Annotated in this window: 15 protein-coding genes; 6 read left to right on the top strand and 9 right to left on the bottom strand. The window is 41.0% G+C overall.

Annotated elements, in window-relative coordinates; all coding sequences use genetic code 11:
- Positions 1 to 5 precede the first annotated feature (5 nt).
- From ICL16_RS28475 to ICL16_RS28465, 3 genes are all read right to left on the bottom strand, one after another.
- Entirely contained in the window at positions 6 to 530 is a 525-nt protein-coding gene (locus tag ICL16_RS28475; protein WP_190834891.1) for a chemotaxis protein CheW, read from the bottom strand.
- A 54-nt stretch (positions 531 to 584) separates the two neighbouring features.
- Positions 585 to 950 carry a response regulator transcription factor gene (locus ICL16_RS28470; protein ID WP_190834890.1) on the bottom strand — a complete coding sequence of 122 codons (366 nt, stop codon included), beginning with the start codon at positions 948 to 950 and terminating at the stop codon, positions 585 to 587.
- Positions 951 to 1,013: 63 nt separating this feature from the next.
- Positions 1,014 to 3,077 (bottom strand): response regulator, encoded by a 2,064-nt coding sequence (locus ICL16_RS28465; RefSeq protein WP_202895762.1) that lies wholly within the window; start codon positions 3,075 to 3,077, stop codon positions 1,014 to 1,016.
- Between the two features lie 605 nt (positions 3,078 to 3,682).
- Here ICL16_RS28465 and ICL16_RS28460 point away from each other — a divergent pair.
- Positions 3,683 to 6,175 carry an EAL domain-containing protein gene (locus tag ICL16_RS28460; protein WP_238360997.1) on the top strand — a complete coding sequence of 831 codons (2,493 nt, stop codon included), beginning with the start codon at positions 3,683 to 3,685 and terminating at the stop codon, positions 6,173 to 6,175.
- Here ICL16_RS28460 and ICL16_RS28455 read toward each other — a convergent pair.
- Positions 6,153 to 7,604, bottom strand: coding sequence for a BamA/TamA family outer membrane protein (locus ICL16_RS28455; protein WP_190834888.1), 1,452 nt, complete (start codon positions 7,602 to 7,604; stop codon positions 6,153 to 6,155). The two genes, ICL16_RS28460 and ICL16_RS28455, sit on opposite strands and share 23 nt — an antisense overlap.
- Before the next feature lie 210 nt (positions 7,605 to 7,814).
- Positions 7,815 to 8,156, bottom strand: coding sequence for a hypothetical protein (locus ICL16_RS28450; RefSeq protein ID WP_238360996.1), 342 nt, complete (start codon positions 8,154 to 8,156; stop codon positions 7,815 to 7,817).
- Between the two features lie 298 nt (positions 8,157 to 8,454).
- On the opposite strand from ICL16_RS28450, the gene ICL16_RS28445 reads away from it, so the two are divergent.
- The 3 genes from ICL16_RS28445 to ICL16_RS28435 all read left to right on the top strand — a co-directional run bounded on the left by ICL16_RS28445 (position 8,455) and on the right by ICL16_RS28435 (position 12,773).
- On the top strand, positions 8,455 to 9,276 hold the full coding sequence (locus ICL16_RS28445; RefSeq protein WP_190834886.1) for a PD-(D/E)XK nuclease family protein: 822 nt from the start codon (positions 8,455 to 8,457) through the stop codon (positions 9,274 to 9,276).
- On the top strand, positions 9,273 to 11,576 hold the full coding sequence (locus ICL16_RS28440) for a Piwi domain-containing protein (RefSeq protein WP_337907138.1): 2,304 nt from the start codon (positions 9,273 to 9,275) through the stop codon (positions 11,574 to 11,576). The genes ICL16_RS28445 and ICL16_RS28440 overlap by 4 nt, the downstream gene beginning before the upstream one ends.
- A 510-nt stretch (positions 11,577 to 12,086) precedes the next feature.
- Complete coding sequence (locus ICL16_RS28435) at positions 12,087 to 12,773, top strand: Uma2 family endonuclease (protein WP_190834885.1); 687 nt, start codon at positions 12,087 to 12,089, stop codon at positions 12,771 to 12,773.
- A gap of 91 nt (positions 12,774 to 12,864) precedes the next feature.
- Here ICL16_RS28435 and trpE read toward each other — a convergent pair whose 3' ends face one another.
- From trpE to ICL16_RS28420, 3 genes are all read right to left on the bottom strand, one after another.
- Positions 12,865 to 14,412, bottom strand: a complete 1,548-nt coding sequence (trpE, locus tag ICL16_RS28430) for an anthranilate synthase component I (RefSeq protein ID WP_190834882.1) — start codon at positions 14,410 to 14,412, stop codon at positions 12,865 to 12,867.
- A 142-nt stretch (positions 14,413 to 14,554) separates the two neighbouring features.
- Entirely contained in the window at positions 14,555 to 14,977 is a 423-nt protein-coding gene (locus tag ICL16_RS28425) for a photosystem I reaction center subunit II PsaD (protein WP_190834880.1), read from the bottom strand.
- Positions 14,978 to 15,068: 91 nt separating this feature from the next.
- Entirely contained in the window at positions 15,069 to 17,036 is a 1,968-nt protein-coding gene (locus ICL16_RS28420; RefSeq protein WP_190834877.1) for a DICT sensory domain-containing protein, read from the bottom strand.
- Between the two features lie 548 nt (positions 17,037 to 17,584).
- On the opposite strand from ICL16_RS28420, the gene ICL16_RS28415 reads away from it, so the two are divergent.
- Entirely contained in the window at positions 17,585 to 18,610 is a 1,026-nt protein-coding gene (locus tag ICL16_RS28415; RefSeq protein ID WP_190834874.1) for a glycosyltransferase family 4 protein, read from the top strand.
- Positions 18,611 to 18,977: 367 nt separating this feature from the next.
- Positions 18,978 to 21,266: an amylo-alpha-1,6-glucosidase gene (locus ICL16_RS28410; protein ID WP_190834871.1), complete on the top strand. Its 2,289-nt coding sequence runs from the start codon at positions 18,978 to 18,980 to the stop codon at positions 21,264 to 21,266.
- 102 nt (positions 21,267 to 21,368) lie between these two features.
- On the opposite strand, the gene ICL16_RS28405 is transcribed toward ICL16_RS28410, so the two are convergent.
- Positions 21,369 to 21,683, bottom strand: a complete 315-nt coding sequence (locus tag ICL16_RS28405) for a DUF2973 domain-containing protein (protein ID WP_190834869.1) — start codon at positions 21,681 to 21,683, stop codon at positions 21,369 to 21,371.
- Between the last annotated feature and the right edge of the window lie 5 nt (positions 21,684 to 21,688).

Genomic DNA, 21,688 nt, shown 5'->3' with positions numbered 1-21,688 from the left:
AGCCCTTACACCTTCTGATGTATCTGCCATAAAGGACACTGAGTAATAGCTGTGACATCCAAAACAGTACTATAGTCCTCAAGCACAACCCCTAAGACAAAAGGTAGGAGTGTTCTAAGACAGAAGCCAGGAGCCACTTTTTGGAGTTGTTGTAAATCGTGTAACTCAATGTCGTCCACTTGCTGAACAACTAAACCCACAGATCCTTCGTTACTTTGAACCACTATTGCCACAGGAGATAATGCTTTGAGATCAGATAGGGAAGGATAGCCGACAAGATGGTTAAGATCCACTAGCCACAGCATTTCTCCTCGCCAATTGCCAATTCCCAAAACGCACTCAGGCATTTCTGGAACTGGCATAGTTTCTGTCAAGTTTACCCTGATAATTTCTGCAATTTGCTCAAGAGGCAGCAGCGCACTATCCTGCCCAAGAGAAAAGCGGAGCAACCGAGATCTGGTTTCTATTGGTAGTGGGTCTAATCCCAGTGGGTCAATAGTTTCATTATATACTGAGTTACGTGCCAGCATAAATCTTCTTTTTGAAACAGCATGAATCAAGACGTTTGATGGAACGTCTATACATTATTTGTCACTTAATTGCTCAATGGTTTGTAGCAGTTGTTGTTGATTTACTGGCTTAGCTATATATGCATCGGCTCCCAGCATTGAACCCCAAAGTTTATCTGCCTCAGTTCCTTTGGTTGAACACATAATCACCGGAATGCACTGAGTACTAGAGTTTGTTTTGAGTTCGCGGCAAAGTTCAAATCCACTTTGTCCCGGTAAGATCACATCAAGAATCACCACATCTGGTTTGTGCGACTGAAGTTTGATCTGAGCCTCTTCACCAGAGGAAACACTAACTACCGTTAAGCCCGCCTGTTTAAGATAATGGGTTAGTACTTGGGTTTCGGTCAAGCTATCTTCAACTAAAAGCACTGTAGTCATAAAATAGGTTATAGTAATACAAAATTTTCTGTTGGTCGTTAAAACACAATTTCTGCTAAATACTTACGTAATTAAGCTGTTGGCAATTTTTGTCTTGACGTTCCATGAAACGTCTCTACTTTGTGCGGAAATTTCTATTGGAGTCGGTATATACCTCTGTAGAATTCTCAGAATTTTATCTCTAGTAATGGGCTTGGCTAAAAAACCCGAAGAGCCAACCATTTTTGCCCGCACTCGGTCTACAATTCCGTCATGGCTGGTAAGAATAATTATGGGTATGTTTTTGAAAGCTGACACGCGGCGAATTTGCGCACAGATTTCATATCCATTGGCGATCGGCATGACCAAATCTAAGAAGATTAAGCTAGGTTTGTTCTCTAGCAAAATCGGCAGTGCTGTCACCGGATCTTGAACATTAATATACCGATAACCAACGAGTGTGAGAATGTGACCCATTGTCATGCTATCGCTTTGGCTGTCATCAATGTAAGCTACCAAGGGACTAGTCGGTTGAGGCTGGATCTTGTTTATGGGTGGAGGTATAACTGTAGGCTCAAGATTAGTAGTTTGAACTCGATTAACCCAACTGTAGTCCTCAACTTCTACTAATCCGATCAACCTTTGCGCAAGGTAAGGTTTAATTGATTGGATGATAGGTAACACGTTCTGTTTCAACTTAACTGCTAAATCTCTTAAAGTTCGATTACCATCTGCTAAGTTGGTAAGTCTGTGGTAAACTTGGGGTGAGGTTTGTCGTCGCAATTCTTCAGTTTGCCAAATTGCTGGAGCTAAGTTCTGAGAACAGTCTACCCAGCCTGCCTGCTGCCAAGCTTCCCAAGCCTGCATTGTTTGCTCCCAAGCATCGGAGACTGGAATCAAAACCAATACTGAATCTGCTGTATATATGGAGTCTTGAGGAATCCGCTTGTAGGTGAGTGGCAATGTGTGCTGTTGTGAGTGTTGGTGGAGATCGAAGAGTATCTCTGTGATTAAACCTTCAATGACTGCTGTCATTTGGTTATGCAAGACGAGTCCCTGTTTTACCAGTTCTGCTAAGGAGTCATAATCCCAACACTGAGGTAAATTTTTAGAGTGACTGAAACTAGTGATTGGAATTGTGGGCGAAGTATCTCCAATATACACTTCGCGCTCAACATTCAGTTGTGGGCAGTGCTGAACTAACTGTCTACACCAACGGCGAATTGGATGCACCGAAGTTGCGCATCCGCTCAAATCACCTAAGTAGAAATACAGGCTCCACTGTCTTTGAGAATCTTCAATCTCTAAGTGTCCTGTAAATGCCGAGGAGCTACAAGCTTGAAGTTGCTGAGCTAGTTCGTTGGCGGTAATTTGTTGAATTGTTGTTAGTTTAAGCGATGATGAAGGGCTGTTCACGCTTAGGGGCAAGGACACTGATACTCCAATGGGAGCGGGTAAATCTGGGACGGTTAAGAGTTCTATCATGCCCTGGTTAGCTAAGTGCTGTAAAGTACTTGCCACGGTTGTGACATTTTGTTTTAGCTGTAAGGCAAGATCCCAAATGGTGTTTTCGCCATTGACTAGCTGGGTTAAGCTGAGTAAACTTGTAGGAACATTTAAATTGCGATCACCACTAGGCTGTTTCAAAATTGGTGCAGTGTCAGGGCTAAGCTCTCCCAAACCCATGTTTTGCCATTGTTCGCATAGATCAACTGCTGTCTGCAAAGATTCTTCTAGATCTAGTAAAGCAATTGGATGTAGTTTTGTTGGCAACCAACGGCTGCTCAGGTCAGAATAGCCTACTAAGGTGAATAAAACCTCATGCACGATATTGGCGATCGCACTTTTTGCCTGAGTTAGAGTTAACTGGTTTTGATTTACGCCCACCTTCAATAAATTATATTCCCAAAGTTCATCCTCATGGAGATGAGAATCAGATTTAAAGCTTGGGCAATGTTGTGTGATTGCTCTGTGCCAACGTCGGACGCGGTGAGATCCTCCTATAGCGTATAGCAGACGTCCCAAGAAAAGATAAAGATGCCATTGGTGTTCTTCCGACGACAAAATTAGCTCTCCAGTTGCTCGTTGCTGGCTCAAGACTGCTAACCCTTCGGCAAGATTTGCAAATCTTGGAGATCCTGGTTGCATTTACGTATTTTCCTTTTCAGAGTGGTTCCTTTTTTTAAGTAAATTGCACCCAGTTTTTTTCCCACTTGGTTGCGTTTGGTCTTAGCGCCAAACAGCAACATTTTGGCTAGTATGTCTTTATTATATGTATCTTATATTAGTAGAATTGACTAGAACCCAAGATAAAATTTAAAATTTTATAAAGAAAGTTTTAAGTAAAGATACATTAAGCGAAAATTAGTCATACCTAAGCCTAAGACTGACTACACACGCTCCATTAATACTCCCCTTTCTCAGGGAATTTGGGGGGATAAGATGTGAAGCAACTACAAGAAAAAGTTAGTATTATCCGTAATTTTCACTTTAATCGAATCACTACGACATTTTTAATTCTTTACCAATTCCTTCACCATTTAAGTGATTACACTGAATATTTTTTCTTTGATTACTGTTAAAGTATACAGTGCATCTACTTGCATAATATCAAAAATCTTTCCCACCCTAAGTAGAAAGGTACAAGTAAAGATAAGTATATAAAGAAAAATAAAATTCTGAAAAACTCTCTTCTTTTCTACCCTCTGCTTTGCCTCAAAGATAAATATTATGGTATCTTTATGTTAACTTTCATGAATACTGTTCAAGGAATCTTAATTTCTCATTATGCAGAATACTTAGTAATAGCTCCCAATTGGCGAATACGAAGAACTTCAGCAAATGTTAAACGGTTTGCAAATGGCGAAGAAGTAAAGCCAGGAAAAGACGTTCGATTAAGTTTTCCTGAATTAGTAGGAGTAGAAAGTTATCTCAGCGAAATTTTGTTAGGAAAGCGGAATAGTTTTGAATTAAAAGGTATTGCTAGGAAAGATCCTAGTTCTCCTTTGTATATTGATTTATATATTACCAATATAGAGAGAGAATTGATTGTTTTACTAGACGATGCAACAGAAAGAATGGTGTTGCAACAAAAATTAGTACAGAACAATCATAAAATGAAGCTGTTATTGCAGAAATCAACTGCGGCTCGAAATTATGTTGATAAAATTTTGATGTCTATAGCAGACGCCTTATTTGTTACCACACCATTAGGAAATATATTAACAGTAAATCAAGCGGCAATAAATTTATTTGAATACAGCCAAGAAGAATTAATCAACCAAACAATTTCTCACCTGATTATAGACGACAATATCTTACCAACATCTATAAATATCAATTCACAAAACTATTATTTACATAATCAACCAGTGATTTGTCAAACCAAAACTGGAAAAAAACTTACTGTTGCTTTTTCTTACTCTGTAATGGAAACGGAGATTCATGGCTTACAAAATTTTGTCTATATTGGTCGAGATATTACACAGCGTTGCGCTTTGGAGCAACAATTGTTTGAAGAAAAAGAACTAGCTTTGGTGACGTTGCAATCTATTGGGGATGGAGTAATAACAACAGATGCGGAAGGCAAAATAAAGTATATTAATCCCATTGCCGAACAACTCACTAGTTGGAACCTAGATGATGCACAAGGAAAATCTTTGGTAGAGGTATTTAAGATGTTTCACGAAACTACGAGGGAAGCTGTAGAAAATCCCGTGCAACAAGCTTTATCTTCTGGTTGTAGTGTCTCTTTTACCAAAGATAGTATCCTAATTACCCGTAACAATATTGAGATTGCTATTGACGTTTCAGCAGCACCAATTCGTGCCAAAGATGGTGAAATCGTCGGCGCAGTGATGGTATTTCAAGATGTTTCCCAAAAGCGCAGTATGGCACATCAGTTATCCTGGCAGGCAACTCACGATGCTTTAACTGGCTTACTCAATCGACACGAATTTGAGTTTCGTTTAGAGCAAGCTTTAAACACTGCCAGAATCACAAATAAACAACATGCACTATGTTATTTAGATTTAGATAGATTTAAGATCGTCAATGATACTTGTGGACACCTTGCAGGGGATGAACTATTACGTCAAGTTGCAGCACTTTTACAACTAGGAGTGCGCTCTTCTGACAGTTTAGCTAGGTTGGGCGGAGATGAATTTGGCATATTGTTAGAAGGTTGTCCACTCGAACCAGCATTCCGAATTGCGAATAAGTTGGTACAGAGTATCCAAGAGTTTCGTTTTATCTGGCAAGAAAAAACTTTCAACATTGGTGTCAGCATCGGTTTAGTGGGAATCAATGCTGACAGTCAAACGATGAACAGCGTATTAACTGCTGCTGATGCGGCTTGCTATTTAGTAAAAAACAATGGGCGTAATCGCGTACATATTTACCAAGCAGATGATAGTGATTTGGTGAAAGCTAGAAGTGAAATTCAATGGGTAGCAAGAATTACTCAAGCTTTAGAAGACAATCGTTTTTGCCTTTATTACCAAGCAATCATTCCCATCAATTCAAATCAAAACAGTAGCGAACATTATGAAGTGCTTCTACGCTTGATTGATGAAACGGGTAACTTAGTTTCGCCAATGGCTTTTATGCCGGCAGCTGAACGCTATAATTTGATGCAAGCGATTGATCGCTGGGTAATCCGCACACTCTTTACTAGTCTTGCACAGTGTGGAAGAGAAAAATGGACTTCTGGTACTAGTGAAGGTTGTAATTGTAATTGTATCTATGCTGTAAATCTTTCTGGTGCTAGTATTAACGATGACCAATTCATAGACTTTTTGCGCGAACAGTTTACATTACACCAGGTTCCGCCACAAACAATTTGCTTTGAAATTACTGAAACCGTTGCCATTGCTAATTTGAGTAAAGCGGCAAGTTTCATCAGTTCTTTAAGAGAACTTGGTTGCAGCTTTGCCTTGGATGATTTTGGTAGTGGTATGTCTTCCTTTAATTATCTTAAAAACTTGCCCATTGACTATTTAAAAATAGATGGTAGTTTTGTTAAACACATTGTCAATGAGCCAATTGATTTGGCAATGGTAGAAGCTATTAACCAAATTGGGCATGTTATGGGCATTCAAACCATTGCTGAGTGTGTAGAAGATGAAAAAATCTTGGCAAAAATCAAAGCGATTGGAGTGGATTATGCACAAGGTTATGGTGTTGCCAAACCATGTCCGTTATCTCACGGTAGGTTAAAGCAGATTAAAACCGCTGACCTGTTGTAATATCAAATCTAACTTCTCCTTGATCGCTAATTCCTAAGTCACCCCGCAGCAGCCCAAATGGTGATTTGACTCGCAAACCCAATCCGTAACCAAACCCACTTCCAGGTTTACCTCTGAGTATACCTGGTTCCCCCAGCACTGTTTTGCTAGTGCCAAAATCAGAAGCAAAGTCAGCAAAGAAAACACCTCCCACCGACTGAAAAATCGGGAATCGATATTCCACAGAAGCCAAGCCATAACTTCTTCCACTGGCAACTTTACCACCTCCGTAGCCGCGCACAGAATTTAGTCCACCTAAATCAAATGCCTCTGCTGGGGGAAAATCTCCAACAGTTGTACCAGCTTGTAGATTAAAAGCCAACATTTCCGGATTGTCACTTTTGCGACCATTGCCGATCCAGCTTACTGGTACATACTGAATATAGTTTGCCCGCACTCGGTTTCTGACAATATTACCTAGTCCAATAGGAATTGATTGCTCTGTACTGAAAGTAAACAGCGATCCTTGAGTTGGATTTTCACGCCGATCGCGCTCATCTCTAGTCAATCCTACGGATACTGTCACCAAATCATCAATCCCAGTACCACTAAGTGAGAGGGGACTGCCTAATCGATCTACTTGTGCTACGTTATAGTCGCGATCGCGCAAACTAATTCTCGTATAATTTAAAGCAACAGCCGTATCCCAGTCATCGAAAGATTTTAAAAGTCCTATAGAACCACCAAATCTTCCTTCACGTACTGCGCTATCGTTAGCTAGCTTAATATCATCAGTAAAAGTACGCGATAAATCTCGATTACGAAAAGCTTTGATGCTGTAACCCAAACGATTCGGTTCTCCGTGACGGTAAGGGCTAGTATACTGACTATCAAACTGGACACCTTCACCACTGACTTGAACAGTTGTACCTAGCTGATCGTTCAAACCATTGATATTTGTATCTTCATATCCCACTTGACCGTAAAGCCCAAAGTCCCCGCTATCACCGCCACCAAAGTTTACTGAAGATTTACGTTCTTTAATATCGTATATGATATTTACACCACCGTCATCTTCTTGCCAAGAAACCTGAACATCAACTAACGAGTTCAATCTTCTTAGCCGTTGCAAGTCTTTTTCCAAAATCTCAGAACTAAATACCTCACCTGGCTTCAATTTCAAATTGCCAATGATAAAATCTTTCTGGGTTCGTCCTTTAATTGGCTGATCTTTGTCATCGACCAATTTGCCTTTATTGTTGATAAACCGAATCTGGACATCTTTGACAACCCTTTGAAATAAGGCATTGTTGTCTTGCTCTGAATTATCAACTTCTTGCTCTGTTTGAGTTAATGGTATCGCTGATTGACTAGATTCAGATGCCAGCACCTCCTGATTTTTCTGTAACACTAACATTACCGCAATTAAAAATACAACTTGAACACGCATACTAAATAATTTGCTCTCTACCTTAGTATATTAAAATACAAAAAAAACCGCACTATTAGCTAACCTTACTGCCTACACTTTAATAGAAGCACGTTCGTCTAGGGTAGAAGCGTAAAACTTTCAGTCGCAAATTGACCGGAACAACGGCAGTACTCGCAATAATCTCGTGATCGCGCTGCAACAATTCGCCTTATACTGCTTGGTACTCGTTCAGACGCCATTAGATACTCTATGAGATGGCAAGTACTCACTGACTAGGGTTTGCAAATCAACACCCCGAATTTTCGCAAGCTCGATCAAAGCCTCGGCTCGTTCGGCATCTTCAAGCTCTACCTGGTCTACGTAGGCAAGTAGCTCTTGATGTTCTGCTTCAGTTATCTCGTCGCTCTCGTTTTGTTGACGCAAATAAGTCAATCTGATCTGGTCGTCTTCCGGTAGTCGGCGTTGAATAATTTGCACTAAAACCTCTTCTTGAGATTTTGAGGTTGCCCCAATACTTTGCTGACTCGCTTCGCAGCACAAAGCTTCTAGAAGTTCAACTGCTGTCTTCATGGGATTCTCCTGGTAGTTGCTCAACCAACTCCTTTGCCCTTTGGCGAATTTCTGTCAGCGCGGTCATAGGACACCTAATATTAAGTCATGCCTAGTTATATTCTAGCATTAAAGTTTGGCTCAAGAGATTGGTAGCAGTTAAAGCATCCCAATCTACTAAATTTTTATTTTTACAGCTTTGACCACCACCCATAACATCATGTATATTATCTGTTTAAATCAAAACAGAGAAACTCCATCTATGATTTGATATTTTGAGCAGTTGTGCTAAACGCAAGCTTCCCAGGAGTTTAAATGAATGAAAAAACGTGTTCTACCCTTTGCAAGTTATAACCTTTGGTTCCTGTTTGCTTCACCAGTAGGAAAAGAAGAATGGCATTGTGACATGAAACGAGGTTTTACCAAAGCTCGTCAGAATGAACCTCAAGTTAAGGCTCTCTTGAAGCAAGACAACACACATCAGCGAATTGGCATACTGGCACAAAAGGGAGTTTACGAATTTCATCAAGACAGCCGACTGTTGCAGCAGTCAAACGGTGTGCAACGAGTTGCGGACATTCTTCAATTAAATCAAGAATCAGAGGAAGTTCAGCAGCGAGTAATTTCCATTCTATCCAACTATTACAACAATGCCATTTTAGGTGGTAAAAACATTATTCAACTGAACAGAGGTGATGAAGGTTTTCCCAAACCGATTACCATCAAGCAGGGTAGTTCTTGTTTTGATTTATATGCACCAACAGATTGCATTTTTACTGAGCTAGATGGTACTATGCACATTTTAGATTTCAAGACAGGTAAATCAAACTTTGACCGAAGACAGGCTTATGTTTACTTGTTAGCTGCTAGCTATCTTTACCCACAGCAGCCTGCTGTTGCCTCATTTTACAACTTGGAAAACTGTTCAGCATCTGAAATTATTACAGCTAACCCAGAAAAACTTAACTTTGTTCAGATAGAGCTGGCAGAGCTAGCAAAAAAGCATGAGCTTGAAAAGATAAGTTACGGGACTCGCCCAGAAGATTTTGCCAATATATTTCCGGCAAATCCAGGTATTTCCTGTAGGTACTGTACATTTAATTCTATTTGTGAATTTTCTTTAAGTGAGGTTTATAAGTGATTGCAACTGCAACAGCAACTGTTAGTCAACCTACAGTGTTTTCTAGCGAGATTTTTCCACTGACAATTTCACACCCTAATTTGATACGTTTCCGACTCACTCCTAACGTTGAACAGGAAGAGGGCAACCGCTTAAGCTTCCATCTTAGTCGCAATTTTCCTTATATGGTCGTGATTTGGCATAAGCCATATTTCTATGCTTTGGGAACTCCTAATTACCCTATGCACCTTTTAGTGGAAGAGTGGCAAGATATTCTGGTACAGATTGTTGAAGAAGGATTAACAGACTTTAGAGATCGCACTTGGCAATTTGAACAAGTGCCACTTACTTTGCCAGTAGCACCGAATGTTATTTCCCAACTAGCTGTTCAGGTATTAAAGACAACCCAACCATTACCCTTGTCCTCTATAACTGCTCGGTCTAAAAATGGTGTGCAAGTCAGGCGTGAAGTGAGATTTTGGTCGGAAGTTATCGAATTGAAAGGGAATTTACAGCCTGCTATTACTTTAACGCTTAAAAGCAAGTTTTTACTTATCAAGAATTTGGCTGAGTTCTACCTGAATCATCGCGACAGGCAGAACCCTGACAAGCTTTTAATTGGTTTAAATGTTCGCTCTCGTTCTCGTGACTTTCCTGGTAACGGTACTATTACCGAGCTGGTTGTTGAACCTACTTTAGAACACAGGCAAAAACTTATTGAACTGGCAAAGAGTGAAATTAGTAAGCAAGCACTGCAAGATACTCCATCTGACAAAATCCTAGTGGCTGTAAAGTTTGGCAAAGGCAAAAAGCTTTATCAATATGGTATGGCGGCTCTGCGTCCCTGCATCACATCCGAAACAGCTAGTCGGTTTGGGGTAGAGTGGGGAGAATTACTTAAGGAAACTAAAATTTCTTACAAAGAGCGACTCGACTTGTTAGTTGCCTACAAACAAGAAGCTGAGCAAGCTTTAGCTGCTTATGGATTTGAGTTAGGACTTAGCATTAACAGCCGTCATTATCCAGAGTTGTTTTGGCAACCACCAGTTCCGCTTGAACAAACCCGACTACTCTTTGGTAACAGCTTTATTGGTTCTCAAAACCAAATTCTGTCAGGTCTTTCTAGAGTTGGTGTTTACCGCCGTCACTCTACTTATTCTGACCCATCAAGACCCATTCGGATTGCTGCGCTGAATCTTTGTGATTTGAATTTAGCTCCGTTTCTCCAGCAAGTTAAGCAACAATTGAAAAGCTACAAATTTGATAGCCAATTTTTATCACTATCAGTATCAGTAAAAAACTTAAGTGGGACTGAAGCAAGAGTCAAAGTTGAGAAAACCATTCATGAAGTAATAGAGGCTCAAACTGACAAAGTGGAGCAAGTGGTTAAGGAATTAATGGAAACTCCACCTGACATCGTTTTGGCGTTTTTACCCCAGAGCGATCGTGACGCTGATGAGAAAGATGGAGGCAGTTTTTATCATAAAATATACGACCTATTACTCCGTCGCCCAATTGCTAGCCAGATGATTTATGAAGATACCTTAAAGAATCCTAGCAAGTATAAATATATCCTCAATCAAGTGATTCCAGGGATTCTCGCCAAGCTGGGTAATTTGCCCTTCGTTCTAGCTGAACCTTTAGAAATTGCTGACTATTTCATTGGATTAGATATTTCCAGAGAGTCTAAGGCAAAACTGTCTGGAACAGTAAATGCTTGTGCAAGTATTCGTTTGTATGGCAAGCAAGGGCAGTTTATTCGCTATCGGCTGGAAGATGCTTTGATTGAAGGTGAAGAAATCCCTCAACGAGTGCTAGAAAGATTGTTACCAGCTTCGGAGCTAGAAGGCAAAACCGTATTGATCTATCGTGATGGTCGCTTTTGCGGTCAAGAAGTTCCTAACCTCCTAGAACGAGCTAAGGCTATAGGCTGCAAATTTCTCTTAGTTGAGTGTAGAAAGTCTGGTATTCCCCGACTATATAATGTGGTCAACAGAGTCATAACTGCACCAGAAAAAGGGTTAGCGCTTCGCCTGTCTTCTAGTGAAGCAGTTCTGGTAACGACTTCTGTTGCTGAAAATATGGGTCTAGCTCTTCCTCTTCGTTTAACAGTTGTTACTGTTAACCACCCAGCTTTAATATCACCTCCTATAGAACAGGTTCTTGAAACTACCTTGAAACTCACCTTGCTACATCATGGAGCATTAAAAATGCCTCGCTTACCAATGCCAGTATATGGAGCGCATAAGACGGCTAAACTGCGATTAAGGGGGATTTATCCAAGCAGTATGCTATCGGGCGATCGCCAGTTTTGGCTTTAGGAGTAAAATTGTTAATTTGAATAACAACTAATAAATTCTCTAATCACCCAACCCCATACCCTGTATGTTCCATTGTGATATCCACCTACTTTAACCCAAGGGCGATTTTGATTATCAAAACTAGTTTCAATAATATCAACTTGTTTACCATTTTTTAGGGTATTTATTAATCTACCATTAGGTTGTTATCGTATGTTGAGCGGAGTACCAGTAGGGTCGGTTACTTTACAAATCTTGACTTTTGGAGAACCAGCAAAACCAACACTTGCAGAGTTAAAAATAATGGTAGAGGTAAAAAGACTCAAAATTGTTATACAAGCAATACCTTTGATTTTCATATTTGATTTTTGTTATTTTTATTAACAAAATAAGACAAGTAAATGAATATTTACTTTTTACAGGTAATTGCCAGTAAACAACATGCGAGAAGATACGGAAAATCATTTGTAAAGCTGACTTCTTAGAGGAAAAAGCGCTACATTAAAAGCTAAATATTCCCCGTCCTGTGTTATGTTAGTCAGTACCGCAAATTACGAAATTACCTGGGAAAAGCTACCAGATGACTTTGTTCTAGATGATGAACCAGTGGATAATATCAATCAGCCACCTCTTGCCGCTGCTTTAACTGAAAGTTTGGAAGTTGCAGGAAAGTTACCAGCTAACGCCCTCGTCACTACTAACTACGGTATTTGCGCTACCCTAAATCAAAAGATGGTAGTGAAAGCCTCAGATTGGGCATATGTACCATCTATTAAGGTATCACGGGAAGAAGTCAAACGCAGTTACACACCCCGACTGCAAGGCGATATCCCAGTGATTGTGATGGAATTTCTTTCTGATACAGAAGGCAGCGAGTATTCCAGCAAGCCAACCTACCCTCCCGGTAAGTGGTTTTTTTATGAGCTAATTTTAGAAGTTCCTAATTACGTGATTTTTGAACCAGATACAGGTGAGTTGGAAGTTTATCAATTCAATCATTATCGACGGTATCAGCTCCAAAATCCCGATGCCAATAACCGTTACTGGATTGCCGAAATGGGGCTATTTTTGGGAGTATGGCAAGGAACTAAAGAAAATCGTACTGGTTACTGGTTGCGATGGTGGGATAAAAATGGAAATCTTTTGCTTTGGGGTTCGGAACGAGCCGAAAGATTGGCAGCACAACTTAGGGCTGCCGGAATTGAACCGGAGATTTGATCCCCCCAACCCCCCACACCCCCCCAACCCCCCCTTATTAAGGGGGGGCAAGAGGGGGTGGGCATGATGATCGCCTTTTATAAGGGGGAATCTACCGTAACGAGCGAATTGCTTCTAAAAGCCCTCTAGCTTTATTCAGTGTTTCCTCGTATTCTTTCTCTGGTTCAGAATCAGCAACTAAACCTGCACCAGCTTGCACCGTTACAGTATTATCACGTACAACCATTGTTCTAATCGCTATGGCGCTGTTTAATTGTCCTTCAAAATCGTAATATCCGTAAACACCAGAATACACGCCACGCCGACAAGGTTCTAGCTCGTGAATAATTTCCATTGCTCTAATTTTAGGTGCGCCGCTGACTGTTCCTGCAGGAAAGCAAGCTTTCAGTAAATCCCACGCAGTTTTACCTGGTGCTAATTTACCTACAACATTGCTAACTATATGCATCACATGAGAGTAGCGCTCGATGACCATTAATTCATCTACTTTCACTGTACCACTTTGGCAGACACGTCCTAAATCATTGCGTCCCAAATCAACTAACATAACGTGTTCGGCAATTTCTTTGGGATCTTTGAGCAAATCTTCGGCTAAAGCTGCATCTTCTTGGGGAGTTTTACCTCTTGGGCGTGTTCCAGCGATGGGACGTACTGTTGCTATAATCCCACCATCCGGATCTTGTTCTGCTTTTACCATTACTTCCGGACTGGAACCGATAATTTGCCAATCGTGAAACTGAAAGAAAGCTGTGTAAGGCGATGGATTAATCTGACGTAGGGAACGATATAATGCAAATGGATCGCCTAAGTATTCTGTTGTCAATCGCTGGGAAATTACTACTTGAAATATATCTCCAGCTTTGATATAATCCTTAGCCTTAAGAACACTAGCGCAGAATTCTTCGCGGGTAAAATTACTCTGATACTCAGAATACTCCCCTAATCCCCTACTCCCCTGCTCCCCGACTCTACTACTGGGCGATGTCCACTCCATCAGTGTATTTTGTCCAGACAGAGGCATAGATAGCTTGTTGACTAATTGAGTGACGCGATCGCACGCTTGTTCATACACTGTTTGTAGAGACGCAAGATCTCGCGTTTCTATATTACGTAAATCAGCGTAGGCTACCACCCAGATTTTCCGCTTTACTTGGTCAAAAATCAACAACTGGTCTACTTGCATCCACAATCCATCAGGTATATTACTGTCATCTGCTGGATAAGTTGTGACTCTTGGTTCTATCCAACGAATTAATTCATAGCCCCAAAATCCAAATAAACCACCTATTCCTGGCGGTAATTGCGGTAATTTTACTGGGTGATAAGGTTCTAGACACTTAGCTAAAGTTGTTAAAGGATCGCCTGCAAATACAACTTCGGAACCATCCCGATGTGTTTGAGTAGTGCGATCGCCCCTTGCTGCTAAAATCCATAGTGGATCGCAACCTAATAAACTATAACGTCCGAGTTTTTCTCCACCTTCTACTGATTCTAACAAAAAGCTATAAGGCTGACCCGCACAAACTTTGTACCAAGCAGACACTGGTGTATCTAAATCTGCTACCCATTCTTGGTATACCGGGACAAAGTTACCTTGTTGAGCTAGCTGTGAAAATTGCGATAGATTTGGAAAGATCATAATTGTCTCTAGGGAGTTGGGGAGGGGGAATAGAATAATTGCTAATTGCTAATTGTTAAGATTTTTCAACCATTAACCATTGACCATCAACAATTAACCATTCCCCGTACCCTATTGTCTATTCCCTAAGGACATTTTTTTACTAAGCGTCGTAAGTAGCTTTACCACTAAACTTAAGTTTTGCTGGACTGGGGTTCCTACCTATGTTACGGTCTACGTAACGGACTTTTTCACGACCTGGATTCACCTTCTCAGGGAACACACCATCAGCTGGGTGCAGGTACTGAATTTCTCCGTTAGCATAAATCCGGTAAATTTTGTAGTCTGTGATCTTCAATTTTCTCAATTGTTGACCACCCAAAAAGATAGCATATTCTTTGCGAGCCAAGTATAGCACGTTTTCGCCCTTGCGTGCGATCGCTGTGCCACCTGTTGGCAATTCAAAATAATGCTCCTTGGGGGCAGTCCAGGTGATAGCATAGTGTTCTTCTTCAAATGCCTTTGTGAGTAAGCCCCCGGTGCTGCCACCAAAGATGGGAGTTTGTCCAGAGAATTTTTCTGCCATAAGGTTTTCTCTCAACGTTTTTACGGCATCCTAACACTGCGACTAGGATCATGTTGCGATCGCGTCATAGACTGTAACAGTTTTTAGGAAACTAACCAAAGATGGGTATTGTGAAATGAAACTGACTACCTTTGTTTTTGCCATTCGAGGAAGCCCAAATTTCACCACCCCAACCAATGACAATTTGACGGCAAATCGCTAAGCCAAGACCAGTACCACCAGCGCTACGGCGCAGAGCGCCTTCTTCTTGGTAGAATCTGTCAAAGACTACTTCCAGACGATTAGGTTCAATGCCGCGTCCAGTATCAGCTATTGTTACTTCTACCATGCGATTGCTGTTACGTTTAGCTTTAATGGTAATTTGTCCTTCTTTTGGAGTAAATTTGCAAGCGTTGTCTAACAGTTTAGCTAGCACCTCTACTAACCAATCACCGTCTGCTTTGACTAAGGGTAAGTTCTGTGCAATTTGAGTCTTGATTTTCGGTAAATTTTCTGTATTGGAGCGAGTACGAATACGGCTGAGTGCTAAATCGACACATTCTTGTAAGGTAAGAGATTCTGGATGCCATTCTACCCGTCCACTTTCCAAGTTAGAAAGAGTGAGGAAATCTTGTACAAGTTTGCGCATTCTTTCTGAGTCAGTCAGCGCGGTGCTGAGCATGACTTGTCGCAATTCCAAGGGCATATCTGGTTCGCTGGCAAGACTTTCCAAACAAACTTGAATGGTAGATAAAGGAGTGCGTAGTTCATGTCCAGTAATGGCGATTAAATTGCTACGAGTGCGATCTAAGGCTTCTAACTGTTGGTTAAGATCTTCTAAATTAGCATAAGCTTCTGCTTGGATGAGAGCTACGCCTACAGAAGTGGCGATCGCTTTTACCAAGTCAAAGTCTCCTGCTTGCCATTCATGTAAAGTTTCGTTACAATAATGTAATTCGACTATGCCTAATAATCGTCCTTGATACAAAACTGGTTCCATAAACCAAGAGCGAATGGCAAAACTTTCGACAAGTTCTTTGAGTGTACTCGAATTAGTAACGCGCTGATCGCGAAGAGTGTCAGCAATACATACTGACTCACACATTTGTACTACTTCTGTAAATAAGGCATTGTTTTGCAAAGGCCAAGTTTTCCCTACCAAAGAGACAACAGAAGTATTCAAAAACTCGTGTTCAATTATGGCTTGAGCATCTGTAGCTTGAGCGCGGTAGATGAGACAACGACAAGCTTCCAAGTTTTGCCCCAATTCTTGGGCTGCCACCTTGAGAATTTCGTGCGGATCGAGCGATCGTCTAATTGCTGTACTAATGGAGTTGACTAAACGTTCTTTACGTGCTTGTGAGGCAATTGAGCGATAAGCTTTGTGCAGTTTGTACTGACTTGCTTGCAAGTAAGTCACCAAACGTTGTACAAAAGGGTCTGTATCTATGTCGCAAGCATATTCATTTTGTTGATCTTTTCCTAAGATCTGAGTTTCCCCGATGCCGAGCCGGAGTCGAGCCTGCTTGATTTTACTTGCCAATTCTGGTCTATAAACTAAAATTCTGTCTAGTAGTAATTCTGCTGCTTTGAGGCTTACTCCCCGTTCCGCCGTCCAAATTCCTTCAAACCGTCGCGCTGTATCTGTCTCCAAACTTGGGCTTAGTTCCCGGATTTGCTTGTTTTTGGTGAAAGAACTCAAACTTTCTCGGCAAACAAGGCAAGTAGCATAGTTTTGGGCAATCACTACCAAATGCCATTCTTGGCTCAAGGCATCATCAGGGTCAAATGCTATTTTTTCATAGTACTCTGAGCTATTTGTAAAATCTGTTTCTGGCGCAGCTAGTACGTATATTTGATCGCTTCTTTGTGCCAGCCGCTGATACCGATGAGCTTCTTGTCGGTAGAATCGCTCTCGTTGAAAGCTAGCTATCACCAAGGGCTGCTCTAAAGTGGCAGCCAAAACTTGGTCTTCCATTGCATGGGAGAGCGCCGTTAGTGAAGCTTTAAAATACAAATGGGGCCGCAGGTAGGGTAGAGCCTGTAGCAGTTCACTTAGCACAGAAGTCGAAATGCTCATCAATTTCGTCAAGGAGCCACAATCAGGATAAAATCCTCTTCACAGTTGCATTGTACAAATTACCATGAACTATGACAGTTAATTAGATAGTGATAATTTGTAAAGAATAGTAAAAAATACCAGAGATTAGTGCATCAAAACTAGCATACATTATCTTTCAGCACTTTGATACATTTCTCACGCTGGGAGTAAACTGGCGGTGTATATTTAAAGATATGTAAACCAAGCTGCGATTTACAATCATCCGACATGATTGTAAAAAAGGAAGTTGAACATGAGTGCATTCTGTTTTTCTTCCATGTGCAAAAAACAGGAGCTTGTACTCTTTTTATCGTTGATGATTCTCACTACTGAGTTCTGAGTTCGGAGTTCTTGCTTCAGTCAGCTTCTTGCTAAAGATAACCGTTTCATGTAATATTAATTTTGGAAATAATTTACAAAAGTTTTAAAACAAAGTACTGCATATTTGCCCACTTGTTGAAACTATGAGTTTCCTTGCTTAAATTTCCTGGGCAAAGGATGCTAACGTTTATCTGCTCAGGTGAAACATGAGAATAGCCCAAATATCTCCTTTGTGGGAGCGAGTTCCTCCCTTCCGTTATGGTGGTACTGAACTAATTGTCCAGTTAATTACGGATGAATTAGTTAGGCGCGGTCATGATGTAACTTTGTTTGCTTCAGGTGACTCAATTACCAAAGCAAAACTATCTTCAGTTCATCACCAAGCTCTCAGACTAGATCATAACATTAAAGAGCCGATATTTTACGAGCAAATGAATCTTGCTGAGGCTTATGAAAAATCCCATCATTTCGATATTATTCACTCTCACATGGGTTGTTTTGCTCTTCCCTACAGTAGTTTAGTGAAAACTCCTACTGTCCATACTATGCATGGTATTTTCACCCCAGATAACGAGAAAATGTTTCGTCGCTTTGCTTGGCAACCATTCATCAGTATTAGCGAGGCACAACGAGAACCGCGTTTAGGTTTAAATTACATCCACACTGTCTATAACGGTATTGACACAAACGCCTATTCTTTTTACCCCAATCCGATTCAACCTGCTTACCTAGCATTTGTAGGACGTATTTCACCAGAAAAAGGACCAACACAAGCAATTAAAATTGCTCAAGCAACAGGCTTACCGTTGAAGATGGCTGGAAAAATTGATGTTGTAGATAAAGATTTTTATCGAGAGAAAGTAGAACCTCTGATTGATGGTGAACAGATTCAGTACTTGGGTGAAGTTTCCCATGAAGAGAAAGTCAAACTACTTGGTGAAGCAACTATTACTTTGTTTCCCATTACTTGGAGAGAGCCTTTTGGTTTAGTCATGATTGAGTCAATGGCAACTGGTACTCCTGTAGTTGGGATGGCATTAGGCTCTGTGCCAGAAGTGATTACTCATGGAAAAACAGGTATGGTGTGCCACTCATTAGAAAAAATGGTTGAAGCAATTCCAGAGGCGATGAAATTAGATCGTCAAACTTGTCGAGAGTATGTTGTCAACCGTTTCAGTGTCGAGTCTATGACTAGTGAGTATGAAAGGGCTTACAAAATGGTGCTAGGGTAAGGCGAACAACCGTATTCGTAGAGATGTTCCGGCGGAACGTCTCTACACGGGTTGATATGAATATAGCTAATCATTTATATAAATTATTTTAATCAAATTTATTATAAATATTAATTTAAAATAATATAAGCTAAAAATATATACTCTTTACTTTTCTCGTCAAGGGTTCACGTATAAAAATTTTTAGAAAAAATATATTTATAAAGATTTGATGATATTGGGTTTTACCCATATCCCCATTCTACTGGGATGTGATTATGATTAGTTTTGCTCAATTAGCTCAAATCAGTTGCATTTTGATGCAACTTATTCCTGTTGAACTGATTCAACTAGTGAAAATGGAAACCTGTACACGGAATAATTACTAATGACACCGGATTCACTGATGACACCGGAAAAAATTCTTCTAGACGGAAAAACTTTTGTTCCTGCCGATCAAATACCTATTCCTGAATGGCCTTGTGTGATAAGTGAAAGACAACAACTGACACTTACAGTTAAAGATGATGATTTATTTTTAGTGACAGACACTCTGGGGAATATTTCTGGCTGTTCGCTCAATGATGCTTCCCCAAGTAAGGGACTATTTTGCAGTGATACAAGATTTATCAGTCGCTTAGAGTTACAAATTGAAGGGAGATCGCCTGTACTCCTTTCCAGTACTGCGGAAAAAGGGTTTTCCCTGTCGGTACTGTGTACTAATCCCCGGATTGACGATCGCCTCAATGCCGATACTGTCGGGATTCGCCGAGAACTTGTACTGAATGGAGCGCTATTTGAAGAATTAGAAGTTTGTAATTATAGCACAACTTCAGTTAGCTTTCAACTAAGTATTAGCTTTGATTCAGATTTTGTTGATTTATTTGAAGTGAGAGGTTTTGGCAGAGAGAAACGAGGTAAACTTTTACGCCTAGTGGAACCAACAGGTGAGGATGGAACACTAGTAGACGGAGGCGTTATGCTCGCACCAACGCAACTGAGTGCCACGCAAGAAAATATGTTGACACTTGCCTATCAAGGTGTAGATGGTTTGATCATGGAATCACGCATCCAATTCCAGCATCGACAACCAGACTACTTTAAAGGTTACACAGCAGTTTGGGAGCTAGAGTTAGGTTCACACGAAACCCAAAAGTTGGGTTATAGGTTGAACATGTTAACCAACAACAAATCTAGTTCCACCGTGAGTGCGGCTGTCACCTTAGCACAAGCAAAAGCTGCTGAGTTGATGGAAGAAAAACACTGGGTGCAACAAATCACAAGCATTCGCTCAGACAAAGGTACTTTCAATCGAGTGATTGAAAGAGCTGAGCAAGACATGTATTTGTTACGTCAATCCTTTGGTAAGCAGAAAACTGTATCAGCCGGAGTACCGTGGTTTTCCACATTGTTTGGGCGCGATTCGATCATTACCGCCTCCCAAACTCTCATGTTAAACCCCCAAATCGCCAAAGAAACTTTGACAATACTGGCAGCATACCAAGGTAAAACAGAAGACGAGTGGCGCGAAGAAGAACCAGGTAAGATTTTGCACGAATTACGGTTTGGAGAACTAGCTCGTTGCCAGGAAATTCCCCATACACCTTACTACGGTACAGTTGACGCCACGCCTTTATGGTTAATGCTTTATGCAGAATATTATGCGTGGACTCACGATGTAGAAACCCTAGAACAACTTTGGGGAAATGCTTTAGCGGCAATGGACTGGATTGACCGTAATATGAAAGAAAGTGGTTATCTGGGCTACTACCGCAAATCGAAGCGTGGTCTTACTAACCAAGGGTGGAAAGATTCTGGCGATTGTATTGTGAACCGTAAAGGAGAACTGGCAAGCGGAGGAATCACGCTCTGTGAAGTGCAAGCTTATGTTTATGCAGCCAAATTGCGTCTTGCCGAAATTGCGCGATTGAAAAAGCGCATAGATTTATCCGATCGCTGGTTAGAAGATGCGAGAAACCTCAAGCTTCGTTTTAACAGGGATTTCTGGATTGAAGACCAAGATTTCTGCGCTCTAGCTTTAGATGGAGATGGCAACCAGGTGGATAGTATAACATCGAATCCTGGTCATTGTCTACTTTTAGGTATCTTCACACCAGAAAAAGCTTATAGTGTAGCAGAGCGGTTACGCGCACCAGATATGTTTAACGGTTGGGGTATACGTACTCTCAATAGCTTGTCGCCTGCTTATAATCCGATGGGTTATCACATCGGCTCAGTATGGCCTCATGATAACTCACTGATTGCGATGGGTTTGCGATCGCTGGGCTTAGTAGATCAAGCCTTGGAATTATTTGAAGGTTTGTTCGACATGACTTGTGCGCAGCCCTATCAACGTCCCCCAGAATTATTCTGCGGCTATGAGCGGAATGGAGATGCTGCCCCGGTTCAGTATCCTGTTGCCTGTACCCCTCAAGCTTGGGCTACTGGCAGTATCTTCCAGCTGCTACAGATGATCGTTAACCTAGTGCCTGATGCCCCCAACAACTGCTTACGAATAATCGACCCTACTTTACCAGAGTCGATTAATCGCTTGTCGCTGCATAATTTAAAAGTTGGTCAAACCATCCTTGATTTAGAATTCGAGCGTTCTGGTAACACTACTGCTTGTCGTGTTGCCAAGAAGCGCGGCAACCTCAGAGTAGTGATTGAAGCATAAATAGGGAATTGGGCAATGGGCAATGGAAAGAGCTTCCGAGCGTTGAGGTTTGTGTCAAAACCAATGATTTCTTACCATGCCCGATGCCCGATGCCCGATGCTTTACCCTTCTTCTTGAATATCTTTCTTGCTTCCTGGGGAAGATTCGTACAGAGCGTCCAATTGTTGGCGGGCATCTTCGACATTAACAGAACGCATCACTAATAGTGGCTCTTTGATTAAATTGCCAGAGCTATCCAACAACTCTGGATGGGGTCTAATTCCTTTGTTGGGAATATAGGGGTAGCCTTGATTTCCCATAGACTTGGAATAAGACCGCTCTCGATCAAAACTAAAAAAGATCAAGTTGCGAATTAAATTTGCCACAGCGATAAAAGCAAGGATAGTAAAAGCAAAAATGTAAAGCAGGTGTAACATCGGGT

The organism is Iningainema tapete BLCC-T55 (genome assembly GCF_014698965.1).
Classification (GTDB): domain Bacteria; phylum Cyanobacteriota; class Cyanobacteriia; order Cyanobacteriales; family Nostocaceae; genus Iningainema; species Iningainema tapete.
The sequence above is the reverse complement of the archived record's forward strand: the minus strand, read 5'-3'. Positions and strand labels throughout refer to the sequence as shown.